Annotated in this window: 15 protein-coding genes; 14 read left to right on the plus strand and 1 reads right to left on the minus strand. The window is 64.1% G+C overall.

The annotated features are described in order from the left end of the window. Positions 1–127 precede the first annotated feature (127 nt). From Q2941_RS06075 to Q2941_RS06090, 4 genes are all read left to right on the plus strand, one after another. A complete protein-coding gene (locus tag Q2941_RS06075; protein ID WP_027523140.1) occupies positions 128–961 on the plus strand; it encodes a shikimate dehydrogenase in 834 nt (277 codons plus the stop codon). A gap of 56 nt (positions 962–1,017) precedes the next feature. Beyond that, positions 1,018–1,644: a hypothetical protein gene (locus Q2941_RS06080; RefSeq protein ID WP_027523141.1), complete on the plus strand. Its 627-nt coding sequence runs from the start codon at positions 1,018–1,020 to the stop codon at positions 1,642–1,644. A 119-nt stretch (positions 1,645–1,763) separates the two neighbouring features. Beyond that, positions 1,764–2,423 (plus strand): single stranded DNA-binding domain-containing protein, encoded by a 660-nt coding sequence (locus tag Q2941_RS06085; protein ID WP_156944304.1) that lies wholly within the window; start codon positions 1,764–1,766, stop codon positions 2,421–2,423. Positions 2,424–2,739: 316 nt separating this feature from the next. Beyond that, positions 2,740–4,284, plus strand: coding sequence for a L,D-transpeptidase (locus tag Q2941_RS06090; RefSeq protein WP_458191929.1), 1,545 nt, complete (start codon positions 2,740–2,742; stop codon positions 4,282–4,284). A 28-nt stretch (positions 4,285–4,312) separates the two neighbouring features. Here the strand turns inward: Q2941_RS06090 and Q2941_RS06095 are convergent, their stop codons facing one another. Further along, complete coding sequence (locus tag Q2941_RS06095; protein ID WP_458191930.1) at positions 4,313–5,449, minus strand: alpha-hydroxy acid oxidase; 1,137 nt, start codon at positions 5,447–5,449, stop codon at positions 4,313–4,315. 90 nt (positions 5,450–5,539) lie between these two features. Here Q2941_RS06095 and Q2941_RS06100 point away from each other — a divergent pair, with 90 nt between their 5' ends. The 10 genes from Q2941_RS06100 (at position 5,540) to serA (ending at position 15,296) form a co-directional block, all read left to right on the plus strand. Beyond that, the gene (locus Q2941_RS06100; protein ID WP_458191931.1) at positions 5,540–5,707 is read left to right on the plus strand and encodes a hypothetical protein; all 168 of its coding nucleotides are present in this window, start codon (positions 5,540–5,542) and stop codon (positions 5,705–5,707) included. Between the two features lie 225 nt (positions 5,708–5,932). Further along, positions 5,933–7,276 carry a phosphoglucosamine mutase gene (glmM, locus tag Q2941_RS06105; protein WP_027523145.1) on the plus strand — a complete coding sequence of 448 codons (1,344 nt, stop codon included), beginning with the start codon at positions 5,933–5,935 and terminating at the stop codon, positions 7,274–7,276. A 151-nt stretch (positions 7,277–7,427) separates the two neighbouring features. Next, on the plus strand, positions 7,428–8,681 hold the full coding sequence (locus tag Q2941_RS06110) for an MFS transporter (RefSeq protein WP_458191932.1): 1,254 nt from the start codon (positions 7,428–7,430) through the stop codon (positions 8,679–8,681). Positions 8,682–8,907: 226 nt separating this feature from the next. Continuing rightward, the gene (locus tag Q2941_RS06115) at positions 8,908–9,735 is read left to right on the plus strand and encodes an outer membrane protein (protein ID WP_458191933.1); all 828 of its coding nucleotides are present in this window, start codon (positions 8,908–8,910) and stop codon (positions 9,733–9,735) included. A gap of 170 nt (positions 9,736–9,905) precedes the next feature. Next, entirely contained in the window at positions 9,906–10,730 is an 825-nt protein-coding gene (locus Q2941_RS06120) for an outer membrane protein (RefSeq protein ID WP_458191934.1), read from the plus strand. A 73-nt stretch (positions 10,731–10,803) separates the two neighbouring features. Beyond that, positions 10,804–11,394: a glutathione S-transferase family protein gene (locus Q2941_RS06125; protein ID WP_027523149.1), complete on the plus strand. Its 591-nt coding sequence runs from the start codon at positions 10,804–10,806 to the stop codon at positions 11,392–11,394. Positions 11,395–11,408: 14 nt separating this feature from the next. Then, positions 11,409–11,876, plus strand: coding sequence for a GNAT family N-acetyltransferase (locus Q2941_RS06130; RefSeq protein ID WP_027523150.1), 468 nt, complete (start codon positions 11,409–11,411; stop codon positions 11,874–11,876). A 119-nt stretch (positions 11,877–11,995) separates the two neighbouring features. Then, a complete protein-coding gene (locus Q2941_RS06135) occupies positions 11,996–12,232 on the plus strand; it encodes a hypothetical protein (RefSeq protein ID WP_458191935.1) in 237 nt (78 codons plus the stop codon). A gap of 79 nt (positions 12,233–12,311) precedes the next feature. Then, complete coding sequence (locus tag Q2941_RS06140; RefSeq protein WP_027523152.1) at positions 12,312–13,484, plus strand: phosphoserine transaminase; 1,173 nt, start codon at positions 12,312–12,314, stop codon at positions 13,482–13,484. 222 nt (positions 13,485–13,706) lie between these two features. After that, positions 13,707–15,296, plus strand: coding sequence for a phosphoglycerate dehydrogenase (gene serA, locus Q2941_RS06145; protein WP_458191936.1), 1,590 nt, complete (start codon positions 13,707–13,709; stop codon positions 15,294–15,296). The last annotated feature ends 114 nt before the right edge of the window (positions 15,297–15,410 follow it).

Genomic DNA, 15,410 nt, shown 5'->3' on the forward strand with positions numbered 1-15,410 from the left:
GCCGCAGGCGCCGCGCTGGCGCCCGCGCGCGACGCTCGCGTGCTTGACAGCGCGGGCCGGACGCGAAATGGATCGCCGGGAAACTCCCGGGAGGGACCGTTGCGAACCTGCGCCTTCGAGGAAAACCGTGTCTAAGACGCCCGTAGCCTGCCTGATCGGATGGCCGGCGGCGCATTCGCGCTCACCGCTGATCCATCGCTACTGGCTGCGCACGCTCGGCATCGAGGGCGGCTATGTGATCGAGGCGGTGCCGCCGGAGGATCTGCGCGACTTCGTGCTGCGGCTGTCGTTGCACGGTTTCGTCGGCGCCAACGTCACGATCCCGCACAAGGAAGACGTGCTCGCGCTCTCGACGCCGGATGCGCGCGCCAAGGCGATCGGTGCCGCCAACACGCTGTGGCTTGCGGGAAGTGAGCTGCGTTCGACCAACACCGACGTCGAAGGCTTCATCAACAATCTCGACGCCAGCGCACCGGGGTGGGACGCAGCCGAGGAGGCTCTGGTGCTCGGTGCCGGCGGCTCGTCGCGCGCGGTCGTGTTCGGCCTGCTCGAACGCGGCGTCAGTCGCGTCCATCTCGCCAACCGCACCATTGCGCGTGCCGAGGTGCTTGCAACGGCGTTCGGTTCGCGCGTGCAGCCCCTGGCCTGGGACGCAATCGGTGACGTGCTGCCGCGGGCAAGGCTGCTCGTCAACACGACCTCCCTCGGCATGCGCGGCCAGCCGGCGCTCGAACTCGACATCGCGCGCCTGCCGCAACAGGCGGTCGTTGCCGACCTCGTCTATGTTCCGCTGATCACGCCACTGCTTGCGGCCGCGCAGGCGCGCGGGCTGAAGACCGCCGACGGGCTCGGCATGCTCTTGCACCAAGCGGTGCGCGGGTTCGAGCTGTGGTTCGGCAAGCGGCCGCAGGTGACGGCGGAGTTGCGCGCGCTGGTCGAAACCGATCTCACAAAATCTTGAGAGAATAGGGCGCGGCCTCCGGGGTCCTGTCCTCGTGGGACAATTTGGAGACTGTCATGCCTGTTCAACGTGCAACTTTCACACGTCCGCTTGTCGCTGTCGCGATGGTGGGCCTATCCACGCTCTATGCCGTCGCGCAGCAGGCGCCTGTTCCGACGCGGGTGCGTGGAACGATCGAAAAAGTCGACGGCGATCTGCTGTCAGTGAAGTCGCGCAGCGGTGAGGACGTCAAGCTGCGTGTTGCTTCCGATCTTCGTGTAGCGGGGATCACCAAGATCGCACTCTCTGACATCAAGGTCGGCTCCTTCGTCGGCGCGACCACGGTGCCGGGACCGGACGGCGGCCAGAACGCCGTCGAAGTCCATGTCTTTCCGGAAAGCATGCGCGGCACCGGCGAAGGCTCGCGCCCCTGGGACCTAAAGCCGAACTCCAGCATGACCAATGCGACGGTCGCCGAGAGCGTGGTCGGCAATGACGGTCACACGCTGCTGGTCAAATACAAGGACGGCGAGAAGAAGGTGTTCGTCTCCTCGGAGACGCCGGTCGTCACCTACGTGCCCGGTGAGAAATCGGATCTGAAAGAGGGCGCCAAGATCATCGCCTTCGTCAAGCAGCTTGCGGACGGATCGTTCGAGACCAGCCGCGTCAGCGTCGGCCGCGATGGCCTGACGCCGCCGATGTGAGGCGCCCCCAATGCGCGCGTCGATTTTCGTGATCGCAACAAAGCGCAGGACAGCGGAATAGGGATCCAGCTCCGGGGTTGCGATGATTGACCGGCGCAACCGCCCTGGAGGGACAGGCCATGCAGGAACTGAACGCCTGGAGGCCACGCGTGCTCGTGGCCTCGCTCGCTACCATTGCCATTGTGTCTTCTATCATTCTGTCGTCTGCGATTCTGTCTTCGGTCGCGTCGGCGCAGCAGGCGCCGACGGTCCGTATCCGCGGGACCATCGAGACCGTCGATGGCAACATGCTCGGCATCAAGACCCGCGAAGGCAGCGACGTAGAGGTGCGCATGACCGACAACGTCGCCGTGTTCGCCGTCGTGAAGACCGCGCTGTCGGAGATCAGGGAGGGCTCCTATATCGGCGTCACCGGCATGCCCGAGCCCGACGGGTCGCAGCGGGCGATTGCCGTGCACATCTTCCCGGAGAACCAGCGCGGCGCGGCCGAAGGTTTCCGTCCCTGGGATGCGCGCGCCAATTCGACCATGACGAATGCGACAGTGGCCGAGACGGTCAAGGGCACCGACGGCCAGAACATCCTGCTCAAGTACAAGGACGGCGAGAAGAAGATCGTGGTGCCGCCGGACACGCCGATCGTCACCTTCGTCGCCAGCGATAAATCCGAGGTGAAGCCGGGCGCCAGGCTCATCATCTTCGGCGCGGCGAAGAAGGAGGACGGTTCGCTCGAAGCTGGCCGCGTCAACGTCGGCCGCGACGGGGTGACGCCGCCGATGTGACTGCCGGCGTCAATTTCCGGGGCGGCACGGCTCGTGTCCGGGTTCGGGCATCCGCGAGCCGTCTAAGCCGAACCACGCCCGGGTCGCCCGCAAGGCCGCGGGCGCGCCGGCAGCCTTGCGCGCTGCCCGGCCGGTCCATTTTGGCCCAAAGCGACCCTTCCGCCCGCGCGGGCCGTCGTATATCAGAGATTTGCCATCGAAGCTGCCGATAATGCTCGGGAGCCAATTGCGATGGCGATAGTTATTTAATCCGAAGATCGCAATCTGGCCTTAAGTCGACGCTGAGGGCAGGCGCCTGTTTCAACCGGGGTACGGCATGGCAAATCGATTGACGACGGCGCAATCCACTGTGGCGATGCGGCGTTGGCGGCCTGCCGGCCTTGTAACGATCGCGGCGATGGCCGCGCTGACGGCGCTGACCACCGACGCCGCCGCGGCGAAGCAGGCGCGCCCTGCTGCCGAAGCGGTTGCGCCGCGCGCGGCAGGCGAGCCGATCATGGCGATCGTGTCGATCAAGAGCCAGCAGGTCACTTTCTACGACGCTGACGGCTGGATCCTGCGCGCGCCGGTGTCGACCGGCACCACGGGACGCGAGACGCCGGCCGGCGTCTTCGCCGTCATCGAGAAGGACAAGGACCATCACTCGACCATGTATGACGATGCCTGGATGCCGAACATGCAGCGCATCACCTGGAACGGCATCGCGCTGCATGGCGGGCCGCTGCCCGGCTATGCGGCCTCGCACGGCTGCGTGCGGATGCCGTACGGCTTTGCGGAGGACCTGTTCGACAAGACGAACATCGGGATGCGGGTGATCATCTCGCCGAACGAGGCCACCCCGGTCGATTTCTCTCATCCGGCCCTGTTCGTGCCGAAGAAGGAGGCGATTGCGGCGGCCCCGGCGCGGGCCGATACGCTCTCCCGCGAGGCCGAGGAGGCCATAAGGGCAGCCGACGAGACAAAGAAAATTGCCACGTCGACGGCACGCGAGGCCGCGTCGCTCCCGGCGTCGCTGCGCAATCTGGAACGGCTCAAGAAGAGCGCCGATGCCGAGCTCGCTTACGCCGACAAGGTGCTCGCCGCCGCCAAGACGGATCAGGCCAAGGCGAAGGCCGAGGATTTGAAGCAAAAAGCCGCCACCAAGGCCGCTGACGCGGCAACGCAGCTCGACACCGCCAAGGCGAACGCGCAGCCGAAGCGCGATGCCGCTGCTGCCGCCAAGGATGCCGCCAAGGCGGCGGCGACCAAAAAGGCCGACGCCGTCAAGGCGGCGACCGAGGCGAAGCTCGCGCTCGAGCCGGTCTCGGTCTACATCAGCCGATCGACGCAGAAGCTCTACGTGCGGCGCAATACGCATAAGCCCGCGCCGGACGGCGGCGGCGAGGTGTTCGATACGAGCATCGAGGTTCCCGTCTCGATCCGCAATCCCGAGCGGCCGATCGGCACTCATATTTTCACGGCGATGGCGAAGAGTGATTCAGGCCTGCGCTGGAGCGTCGTCACGATCGACAACGGCGACGACGCCAAGGACGCGCTCGACCGCATCACCATCCCGCAGGACGTGCTCGACCGTGTCGCGCCGACCGCAGTGCCGCGATCCTCGATCATCATCTCGGACGAGCCGCTGAGCAGCGAGACCAACTATCGCACCGAGTTCGTCGCGGTGCTGAACAACCAGCCACAGGGCGGGTTTATTACGCGCAAGCCGACGGCCCCCATGGCCGTTGCGAGTGGTGATGGTTGGGACAACAACGGCGGCTTCGGTTTCTTCTTCCAGCCGCGTGACCCGAACCCGCAACCCGTCAATCCGCGCCGGCGCGGCGGCGGCCAGTTCTGGCAGCCGCAACAGGGCTGGTGGTAAAGACGCGGTACGTCAGGCGCGGGTGGTCCTAGACCGCGATGATGTGATCGTCGATCTCGTCGACCCTGTTGACGCCGCACAGACCCATCGTCGTCAGCAGCTCCTTCTGGATGATGTCGATCGCCTTGGCGACGCCGGCCTGGCCGCCGGCACCCAGCCCATAGGCATAGGCGCGGCCGATCATGCAGGATTTTGCGCCGAGCGCGAGCGCGCGCATCACGTCCTGGCCGGAGCGGATGCCGCCGTCGAACATGATCTCCATCTTGTCGCCGACCGCATCCGCGATCTCGGGAAGCACCTCGATCGACGACGGCGCGCCGTCGAGCTGCCGGCCGCCATGGTTGGAGACGACCAGGGCTTGCGCGCCGGTCTTTGCGGCCTCCTCGGCATCCTCGACGTCGAGGATGCCCTTGATGATGAGCTTGCCCGGCCAGATGCCGCGGACCCACTCGACGTCCTTCCAGTTCAGCGATGTGTCGAACTGCGAGGCGGTCCATTCCGCCAGGCGATTGAGATCCTCGGTGTTCTTCACGTGGCCGGCGATATTGCCGAAGGTGCGGCGCTTGCCGCGCAGCACGCCGGAGACCCAGGTCGGCTTGGTCGCGAAATCGATCAGCTTCGACAGCGACCACTCGGGCGGCACCGTCATGCCGTTCTTGATGTCGGCATGGCGCTGCCCGATCACCTGGAGATCGACGGTGAGCACCAGCGCGCTGCACTTGGCGGCAATCGCGCGCTGGATCAGATCCTTGATGAAGCCGCGATCCTTCATCACGTAGAGCTGGAACCAGAACGGCTTCTCGACATTGGCGGCGATGTCCTCGATCGAGCAGATCGACATCGTCGACTGCGTGAATGGGATGCCCGCAGCCTGTGCGGCGCGGCAGGCGTGGATCTCGCCGTCGCCGTGCTGCATGCCAAGCAGCCCGACCGGCGCGAGGATGAGGGGCATAGTCGAGGGCTCGCCGAGGATCGTGGTCGAGGTGTCTCGCTTGGAGACGTCGACCAGGATGCGCTGACGAAACTTGATCTGCTGGAGATCGTCGCGATTGGCGCGCAGCGTTTCCTCGGCATAGGAGCCGCGGTCGCAATAGTCGAAGAACGCTTTCGGCACGCGCCGCTTGTGCAGCGCACGTAGGTCTTCGATGCAGGTGATATGCTTCATGACGTTCCCCGGCCCGTCCTTGCGTCAACGGATTTCGGGGTCATCTAGCATGGATGGGTGCACAGCCAAATCGTTTGCGAAGAGGCCGCCATGACCAGACCGCGATCCACGCCGAAATCCACCAAGGCCGATGAGAAGCATCGCCTCGACGAGGCGCTCGAGGAAGGATTGGAGGAGACTTTTCCTGCCTCCGATCCCGTCAACGTCACTCAGCCCCCTCCGTCCCGCGGCGACCAGCACGTGAAGCGTTCCGATTAGGGGCAGGTTCCAGCCTCTCGAGGCCTCTCGGGCAAGAGTTCCAGTGTTAACAACAGGTTGTTAGGCCGGCGGCGGGCCGGGTTCCGTAACGATTCATTATATTTCTTGAAGCCATCTTAGCTGTGATGGCATTATAAGAACGCCAGCGAAATCAGGAATGGCGGAGCCGTGCACGGCATCCGGTAGTTGTTTTGGGGAATCCTGGTTGCCGCGTGGGGGACTCATATGAGCCGCAAATATTTCGGGACCGATGGGATTCGAGGTCGTGCCAACGGACTGATCACACCGGAGCTCGCGCTCAAGGTCGGCCAGGCTGCCGGCCTTGCGTTTCAGCGCGGTGAGCATCGCCACCGGGTGGTGATCGGCAAGGACACGCGCCTGTCCGGCTACATGATCGAATATGCGATGGTCGCGGGCTTCACTTCCGTCGGCATGGACGTGCTGCTGGTCGGCCCGATGCCGACGCCGGCGGTCGCGATGCTGACCAAGTCGATGCGCGCCGATCTCGGCGTCATGATCTCGGCCTCGCACAATCTGTTCGAGGACAACGGCATCAAGCTGTTCGGCCCGCAGGGCTTCAAGCTGTCCGACGACGTCGAGAGGCAGATCGAGCAGCTGCTCGACGAGTCCCTCGACAAGAAGCTCGCACAAAGTGCGAGCCTGGGCCGCGCCCGCCGCATCGACGGCGTGCATGACCGCTACATCGAATTCGCCAAGCGCACGCTGCCGCGCGATCTGTCGCTCGACGGGCTGCGCGTCGTGGTCGATTGCGCCAATGGCGCCGCCTACAAGGTGGTGCCGGAAGCGCTGTGGGAGTTGGGCGCCGACGTCGTGCCGATCGGCGTCGAGCCAGACGGCTTCAACATCAACAAGGAATGCGGCTCGACCTCGCCGGAAGCGCTGTCGAAGAAGGTGCGCGAGATGCGCGCCGACATCGGCATTGCGCTCGACGGTGACGCCGACCGCGTCATCCTGGTCGATGAGCGCGGCCATATCGTCGATGGCGACCAGCTGCTCGCGGTGATCGCTCAGAGCTGGAAGGAAGACGGACGGCTGGCGCGGCCCGGCATCGTCGCGACCGTGATGTCCAATCTCGGGCTCGAACGTTTCCTGAAAGGGCAGGGGCTCGATCTCGTGCGCACGCCGGTCGGCGACCGATACGTGCTCGAGCAGATGCTGAGTGGCGGCTACAATCTTGGCGGCGAGCAGTCCGGTCACATCATCCTGTCCGACTACGCCACCACCGGCGACGGCTTCGTTGCAGCATTGCAGGTGCTGGCGGTGGTGCAGAAGCTGCGCCGTCCGGTCTCCGAAGTCTGCCATCGCTTCGATCCGCTGCCGCAGATCCTGAAGAACGTCCGCTACAAGAGCGGCAAGCCGCTCGACGACAGCGACGTGAAGTCGGCGATCTCCGACGGTGAGAAGCGGCTCAACGGCCATGGTCGGCTCCTGATCCGCTCCTCCGGCACCGAGCCCGTGATCCGCGTGATGGGCGAGGGCGAGGACCGCATCCTGGTCGAGGAAGTCGTCGACACCATCGTCTCCGCGCTCGGACAGGCTGCGGCCTGAGCTCAACGCCATTGGCGCACGCCCCCACCTCTCCCGATGGGAGAGGTGACCGAGTGCAGCCCAGCCATCGGCGATTGACAGTGGTCACCGCATCCCTGCCATCGTAGGGATCGGGTGCGGCGGTTCGCCGCGCCTGCCGGGAATCGATCCCTTGAACAAGCCTGTCGTCGTACCTGAGGAAACGCTGACCGAGCCCGTCGTCGTGGCCGAATTGGCGGCTGCGGCGCGCAAGCCCAGCGCAGGCCCGGCCTATGTCGTGCTTGCCGGCATCAGCTTCTCGCATTTCCTCAACGACACCATGCAGTCGTTGATCGCCTCGGTCTATCCGATCCTGAAGGACACCTACGCGCTCGACTTCGCGCAGATCGGCATGATCACGCTGGCCTTCCAGTTCACGGCCTCGCTGCTCCAGCCGGTGGTCGGGCACTACACCGACAAGAAGGCGCAGCCTTACTCGCTGTCGATCGGCATGGCCTCGACGTTCTTTGGCCTGCTGCTGCTCAGCGCCGCGCATCAGTACCTCATCATCCTGGTTGCGGCCGCGCTGGTTGGCCTCGGCTCGGCGGTGTTTCACCCGGAGTCGGCGCGCATCGCGCGGCTGGCCTCCGGCGGGCGCTACGGCTTTGCGCAATCGGTGTTTCAGCTCGGGGGCAGTTTCGGCACGTCGATGGGCCCGGTGCTGGCGGCGCTGATCGTGGTGCCGTTCGGGCAGGGCAGCATCGCCTGGTTCTCCTCGATCGCGTTCCTTGCGATTCTCATCCTCTGGCGCATCGGCCGTTGGTACGCGCCGCAAATCACGACGAAGAAGGAGAAGCCGATCCATGCGCATCCCGACGGGCCGAGCTCGCGGCGCGTCGCGATCGCGCTTCTGGTGCTGGTGGCGCTCCTGTTCTCCAAGCAGCTCTACGTCTCGAGCCTGTCGAGCTACTACATCTTCTACCTGATCGACCGCTTCGGCGTGTCGACGCAGGCAGCGCAAATCTACCTCTTCATCTTCCTCGCAGCGAATGCGGTCGGGGCATTCCTCGGCGGACCGCTCGGCGATCGCTTCGGCCGCAAGATCGTGATCTGGATCTCGATCGTCGGCGCGCTGCCGTTCACGCTGGCGCTGCCCTATGCCGGACTGTATGCGAGCGCCGTGCTCACAGTGTTCATCGGGTTGATCATCTCCTCGACGACGTCCTCGATCATCGTGTTCGCGCAGGAGCTGGTGCCGCACCGCTTCGGAATGATCTCTGGCGTGTTCTTCGGCGTGGCCTTCGGCATCGGTGGCCTTGGCGCGGCCGTGCTCGGCAAGCTTGCCGACCACACCTCGATCGAGTTCGTCTATCAGATCTGCGCCTATCTGCCGGCGATCGGTCTGCTGGCCGTGTTCCTGCCAAAACTGCCGCAGCACGCGCGTTAACTCATCTCTTTCGCTGCGCCGCGCCTTCATACATCGTTAGCAATTGAGGTGCGCATGCGCCGCATTTTTGCAACGCTCTCGCCGCATGCGCGTGCATGGTGGGAAAAAATCAACCTTAAAAATTAGGGTTAAGTGGCGCTTAAGCATTTAGTGCCATCGTCCCCGCGTGAGTTTCCAGAAAGTGAGGCGTCCGTATTTTGCCTCACCGGCCAAAAGGACGAAGCCAATGCGTAGCGTTAAGTCTTTCCTTGCCGCGGGTGCGGTGACTTTTATCTCGTCGATGGCGTTTGCCGCCGATATGCCGATCGCAGCGCCCCCCATGTACGCGCCGGCACCGCCCGCCGACTTCGGAGGCTGGTATCTGCGCGGCGATATCGGCTTCAGCAACCAGCGCGTTGACCGGCTGAACAATGTGCTCGATGCCAACAATACTTCATCGGTGCAGAACCTCAGCTTCAACAACGCTGGAATCTTCGGGCTAGGCGCCGGCTACCGGTTCAACAACTGGTTCCGTGCGGACGTGACCGGTGAGTACCGGGGCAATTCGCAATTCTACGGCACCGACCGCATCACTTATCTGGGCGGCGTCGGCACCGACACCTATCACGCGACCAAGAACGAATGGGTCGTTATGGCCAACGCCTATGTCGATCTCGGTACCTGGTGGTGCATCACGCCGTTCGTCGGCGCCGGCATCGGCACAGCGCGGGTTGCGATCAATGGCTTTACCGATACGAGCATCGCCAACAATGGCGCTGGTGCGCTGCCCGGTCTGGCATTTGGCGATAACGTCGCGAAGTGGAACTTTGCCTGGGCGGCGCATGCCGGTCTGGCCTACAAGGTTTCTCCGGCTTTCACGGTTGAGCTTGCCTATCGCTACCTCGATATGGGCGATGGCCTGACTGGCGACCTCAAGACATTCGATGGCACCAACAGCGTCTTCAATCCGACGACGTTCAAGCACATCACCTCGCACGATTTGAAGCTCGGCGTGCGCTGGAATCTCGACAGCCCGCCGGTCTACGCGCCGCCGCCGCTGGTCACCAAGGGCTGATCGCAACCCTAATCGGTTAAGACGTCTTAACGGCGCGGGATCATCCCGCGCCGTTTTGCTTTGCGTAAAATTCATGGCCTGATCGTGCCGAAATCGTGCAACGCAACCATTGGTTAAGGTTAACGCGCCATGATCATCAGCGACAAGTTCGAGTTCGATGGAGCGTTGCGATGCGTAGGCTTTTGTGGGCGGCGGCGATGTGGGGCGTGGTGTCCGCCGCGCAGGCAGCCGATATGCCGGATCTTCCGATCCTGCGCGGCAGCTTGAGCGATGGCCTCAGCCGGACGAGCGTCAACTGGCAGGGCTTCTACATCGGCGGCCAGGGCGGCTACGGCTCGTCCGACGAGAATTTCAGCGGCTCGAACTCCACCATGCTCGCCGCGCTGCTCGACCACAACGTGATCCAGGAGATGGACGTCGCCAACTGGAATCTCGGGCTCGGCAAGAACTCGAGTCGCTCCGGCGGCTACGGGGTCTTCTTCGGATACAACGGACGATGGGAAGACGTCGTTCTGGGTCTTGAGGTCAGCTACCTGCACGGCTCGTTCGGCGGCTCGTCCAGCGCGTTCAAGGAGCTCGTCAGCGGCAGCGCGCTCTCCGACGGCAATTTCCACGACGTCGCCGTGGCGTCGTCCGCCTCGATCTCGATCAAGGACATGGCGACGTTCCGTGGCCGCGCCGCCTATGCCTGGGGCTGTTTCCTGCCCTACATGTTCGGCGGCTTCGCGCTCGGTAATGCCGACATCACGCGCTCGGTCACCGTCAATGACGCGATTGCCTCGTCACAGTTGGGGCCATTCACCGCACTCACGCCGCTGAGCGCGACGGACGCCGTGCACAACCACCTGATCTACGGCTATACGGGCGGCCTTGGCGTGGACATGACCCTCACGGGCGGTCTCTTCTTGCGCGCAGAGTGGGAATATATCCGCTTCACTTCCCAGGTCGATACCAGCATCAACACCGTCCGCGCCGGTCTCGGCTACAAGTTCTGACCGCAGCGCATGGCGCCGGTTGACAGGACCGCGCCGCCCTGATGCTTTTGTCGCTGCGATGGGAGCAGCGGCGATGAAGATCTACGGCGATACGAACTCCGGCAATTGCCTGAAGGTGAAGTGGGTCTGCGACAAGCTCGCGCTGCCCTATCGCTGGATCGAAATCAACACAAGCAAGGGCGAAACGCGCACGCCGCAATTCCTGGCGATGAACGGCGCCGGCCAGGTGCCGACCATTGCATTCGACGACGGCCGCACGCTGGCGCAGTCCAATGCGATCATCCGCTATCTTGCCCGAGATAGCGACCTCATTCCGCGCGATGGCTTTGCAGCGGCCAAGATGGATGAATGGCTGTTCTGGGAGCAGTACAGCCACGAGCCCTATGTCGCGGTGTGCCGCTTCCAGATGGTCTATCTCGGCAAGGACGCTTCCGAGCTCGACCCGGAGAAGGTCAAGCGCGGCTATGCGGCGCTCGACCGCATGGAGCAGCATCTGGCCACCAGCCGCTGCTTCGTCGGCGAGGCGATCTCGCTCGCCGACGTCTCGCTGCTGGCCTATACCCGCCTCGCCCATGAAGGCGGTTTTGATCTCGGCCGCCTTGTTGCGATCCGCCGGTGGATTGCCGAGACCGAGAGCTATCTTGGTCTTCCGCCGGCGCGCTGAGCTCGGAGCCCGTCATGACCGCCGACATCATTTCGATCCGCCGTGCCCGCCGCGAGGACGTTGCCGCGATCATCGCGATGCTCGCCGACGATCATCTCGGCCGCGCGCGTGAGCGCCTGGAGGAGCCGTTGCCGGAGTCCTATTTCAGGGCGTTCGATGCGGTCGACAAAAATCCCGGTCTGACGCTCGTGGTCGCGGTGGACGGCACGGGCAGGGTGGTCGGCAGCCTGCAACTCGCCATCCTGCCGGGCCTGAGCTCGCAAGGCGGTTCGCGTGGTCTCCTGGAGGACGTGCGCGTCGCCTCCGACTGCCGCAGCCGCGGCATCGGCGAGCAGCTCGTGCAATGGGCCGTCGCGGAGGCTCGCGCGAAGGGCTGTAACCTGGTCGAGCTGCTGACGCATCAGAGTCGCGTCGATGCGCAGCGCTTCTACAAACGGCTCGGATTCACCGCGAGCCATGTCGGCATGACTGTCCGCTTTTGACGCACCTTCCGCGCGGCCGTTGCATCGTCTGCAAAATCCGCCTGCGCATCCGTTTCGGTTAAGGGCTGATAAACTACCGGGCGTTCGTTCATGTTCGCCGGGGAACGATCGGTGCTAGGTTGCGTCTGGACACCGGGCTGGTCGGTTCGGGGATTTCGATGACAAGCTATTCGTTCATCAAGGTCGGCAACGACTACGTCGTGCAGGCCGACGACAAATGCATTTTGAAGGTCGCCAGCCGGCGCCGGGCCGCGCAGCTGATCAGCGAGGCGACGGGCTTGCTGAATGCGGTGGAAGCTCCTGAGAAGGCGGCGGAAACGGCATCACTCCACCGTGAGACGCCCAAACTTCCTTGACGATTCTGCCCGTTTCCCGTATTAGCCGCCGCGGGACACCTCCCCCCAACGGGAGGCTTACTATCTGGAAGGGTAGATCATGACTGCAGCGAAGCCCGCTTCGCGGCCCCTCGTGCCGCATTTCTCCTCCGGCCCCTGTGCCAAGCGCCCCGGCTGGACCGCCCAAAATCTCAAAGACGCAGCTCTCGGCCGTTCGCATCGTGCGAAGATCGGCAAGACCAAGCTCAAGCTCGCGATCGATCTGACGCGCGAAGTGCTTGAAGTGCCGGCCGACTACCGCATCGGCATCGTTCCGGCCTCCGACACCGGCGCGGTCGAGATGGCGCTGTGGTCGCTGCTTGGCGCACGCCCCGTCACCACGCTCGCGTGGGAATCCTTCGGCGAAGGCTGGGTCAGCGACATCGTCAAGGAATTGAAGCTCAAGGATGTCACCAAGCTCAACGCGGCTTACGGTGAAATCCCGGATCTTTCCAAGGTCGATCAGAAGAGCGACGTCGTCTTCACCTGGAACGGCACCACCTCCGGTGTGCGCGTGCCGAACGCCGACTGGATCAGCGCGACCCGCGAAGGCCTGACCATTTGCGACGCCACCTCGGCAGCGTTCGCCCAAGCTCTCGATTGGCCCAAGCTCGACGTCGTCACCTTCTCCTGGCAGAAGGCGCTCGGCGGCGAGGCCGCGCACGGCATGCTGATCCTCTCGCCCCGCGCGGTGGAGCGTCTCGAGACCTACAAGCCGGCGTGGCCGTTGCCGAAGATTTTCCGCATGACCAAGGGCGGCAAGATCAACGAAGGCATTTTCGTCGGCGAGACCATCAACACGCCGTCGATGCTCTGCGTCGAGGACTATCTCGACGCGCTGAACTGGGCGAAGTCGATCGGCGGCCTGAAGGCGCTGATCGCGCGCGCCGACGCCAACACCAAGGTGCTCGCCGACTGGAAGGCGAAGACGCCGTGGATCGACTTCCTGGCAAAGGATGCTGCAATCCGCTCCAACACTTCGGTGTGCCTGAAGTTCACTGATCCTGCGATCACCTCGCTCTCGTCCGACGCGCAGGCCGAGTTCTGCAAGAAGCTGGTCGCGCAGGTCGAGAAGGAAGGCGCGGGCTTCGACTTCGCGTATTATCGCGACGCGCCCGTGGGTCTGCGCATCTGGTGCGGTGCCACGGTGGAAGCGAAGGATGTCGAGCTTCTGACCCAGTGGATCGACTGGGCCTTCGCCGAGACCAAGGCCGCGCTGCCGAAGGCGGCGTAAGATTCTTTCTTGGCCTCTCCCCGTCCCTACGGGGAGAGGCCGGATCGCGCAGCGATCCGGGTGAGGGGTTCTCTCCGCGAGCACCTCGCCTGTGGCGCCCCTCACCCCACCCTCTCCCCGTAAGAAACGGGGAGAGGGAGAGTACGCAATCTCCGAGACGCTCTACCCATTCCGGCTCTCGCAGGCCGATCCTCCCTTAGCGACGGTGAAGGAAGCATTCCAATGTCCAAACCCAAAGTTCTCATTTCCGACGCGCTCTCTCCCGCCGCCGTGCAGATCTTTAGGGATCGCGGCGTCGAGGTCGACTTCCAGCCCAACCTCGGCAAGGACAAGGACAAGCTTGCCGAGATCATCGGCAATTATGACGGCCTTGCGATCCGTTCGGCGACGAAGGCGACCGCCAAGATCATCGAGAAGGCGACCAACCTCAAGGTGATCGGCCGCGCCGGCATCGGCGTCGACAACGTCGAGATCCCGGCGGCCACTGCCAAGGGCATCATCGTGATGAACACGCCGTTCGGCAATTCGATCACGACCGCCGAGCACGCCATCACCCTGATGCTGGCGCTGGCGCGCGAAATTCCGCAGGCCGACGCCTCCACCCAGTCCGGCAAGTGGGAGAAGAACCGCTTCATGGGCGTCGAGATCACCGGCAAGGTGTTAGGGGTGATCGGCTGCGGCAATATCGGCTCGATCGTCTGCGACCGCGCGCTTGGCCTGCGCATGAAGGTCGTCGCCTTCGATCCCTTCCTGTCGCCGGAGCGCGCCAAGGACATCGGCGTCGAGAAGGTCGATCTCGATGACCTGCTCAAGCGCGCCGACTTCATCACCCTGCACACCCCGCTCACCGAGAAGACCAAGAACATCATCGACGCGGCCGCAATCGCCAAGATGAAGAAGGGCGTGCGCCTGATCAACTGCGCCCGCGGCGGTCTGGTCGATGAGCAGGCGGTGGTGGAAGCGCTGAACGCCAAGCACATTGCCGGCGCTGCCTTCGACGTATTCATCGAGGAGCCCGCGACCTCGAACGTGCTGTTCGGCCATCCCAACGTGATCTGCACGCCGCATCTCGGCGCCTCCACCACCGAGGCGCAGGAGAACGTCGCCCTGCAGGTTGCCGAGCAGATGTCGGACTATCTGTTGTCCGGCGCGATCTCCAACGCCATCAACTTCCCCTCGATCACCGCCGAAGAAGCGCCGAAGCTGAAGCCCTTCATCGCGCTCGCCGAGAAGCTCGGCTCGTTCGCCGGCCAGCTCACCGAGACCGGCATCTCGAAGGTCACGATCACCTATGAGGGTCATGTCGCCGAGATGAAGATCAAGGCGCTGACCTCCGCCGTGCTGTCCGGCCTGCTGCGGCCGATGCTGGGCGAGGTCAACGTGGTGTCCGCGCCTGTGGTCGCCAAGGAGCGCGGCATGGTGGTGGACGAGGTGACCCGCGCTGCGCAGAGCGACTATGAAAGCCTCATCACGGTGACGGTCGCAACCGAACGCCAGGAGCGCTCGGTCTCCGGCACCGTCTATCACGACGGCAAGCCGCGGCTGGTCGACATCAAGGGCATCCGCGTCGATGCCGAGTTCGGCAAGTCGATGATCTACGTCACCAACGAGGACAAGCCGGGCTTCATCGGCAAGTTCGCAAGCCTCCTCGGCGATGCCAAGATCAACATCGCGACCTTCCATCTCGGCCGTGTCGAGCAGGGCGGCGATGCCATTGCGCTCGTCGAGGTCGACGGTGCGGTGCCGGCGGATCTGCTCGCCAAGGTGCAGGCGCTGCCGCAGGTCAAGCAGGCGAAGGCGCTGACGTTCTGATGGGAAGTCATTCCGGGTTCGCGCTGCGCGCGCCCCGGAATGACAATCACGAGGAAACAGATATTCCGACCCGCGGAACAAGCGCCGCCTCCGTCTCCGGAGGCGGCGTTTTTC

It is taken from the genome of Bradyrhizobium sp. UFLA05-153 (assembly GCF_054185185.1).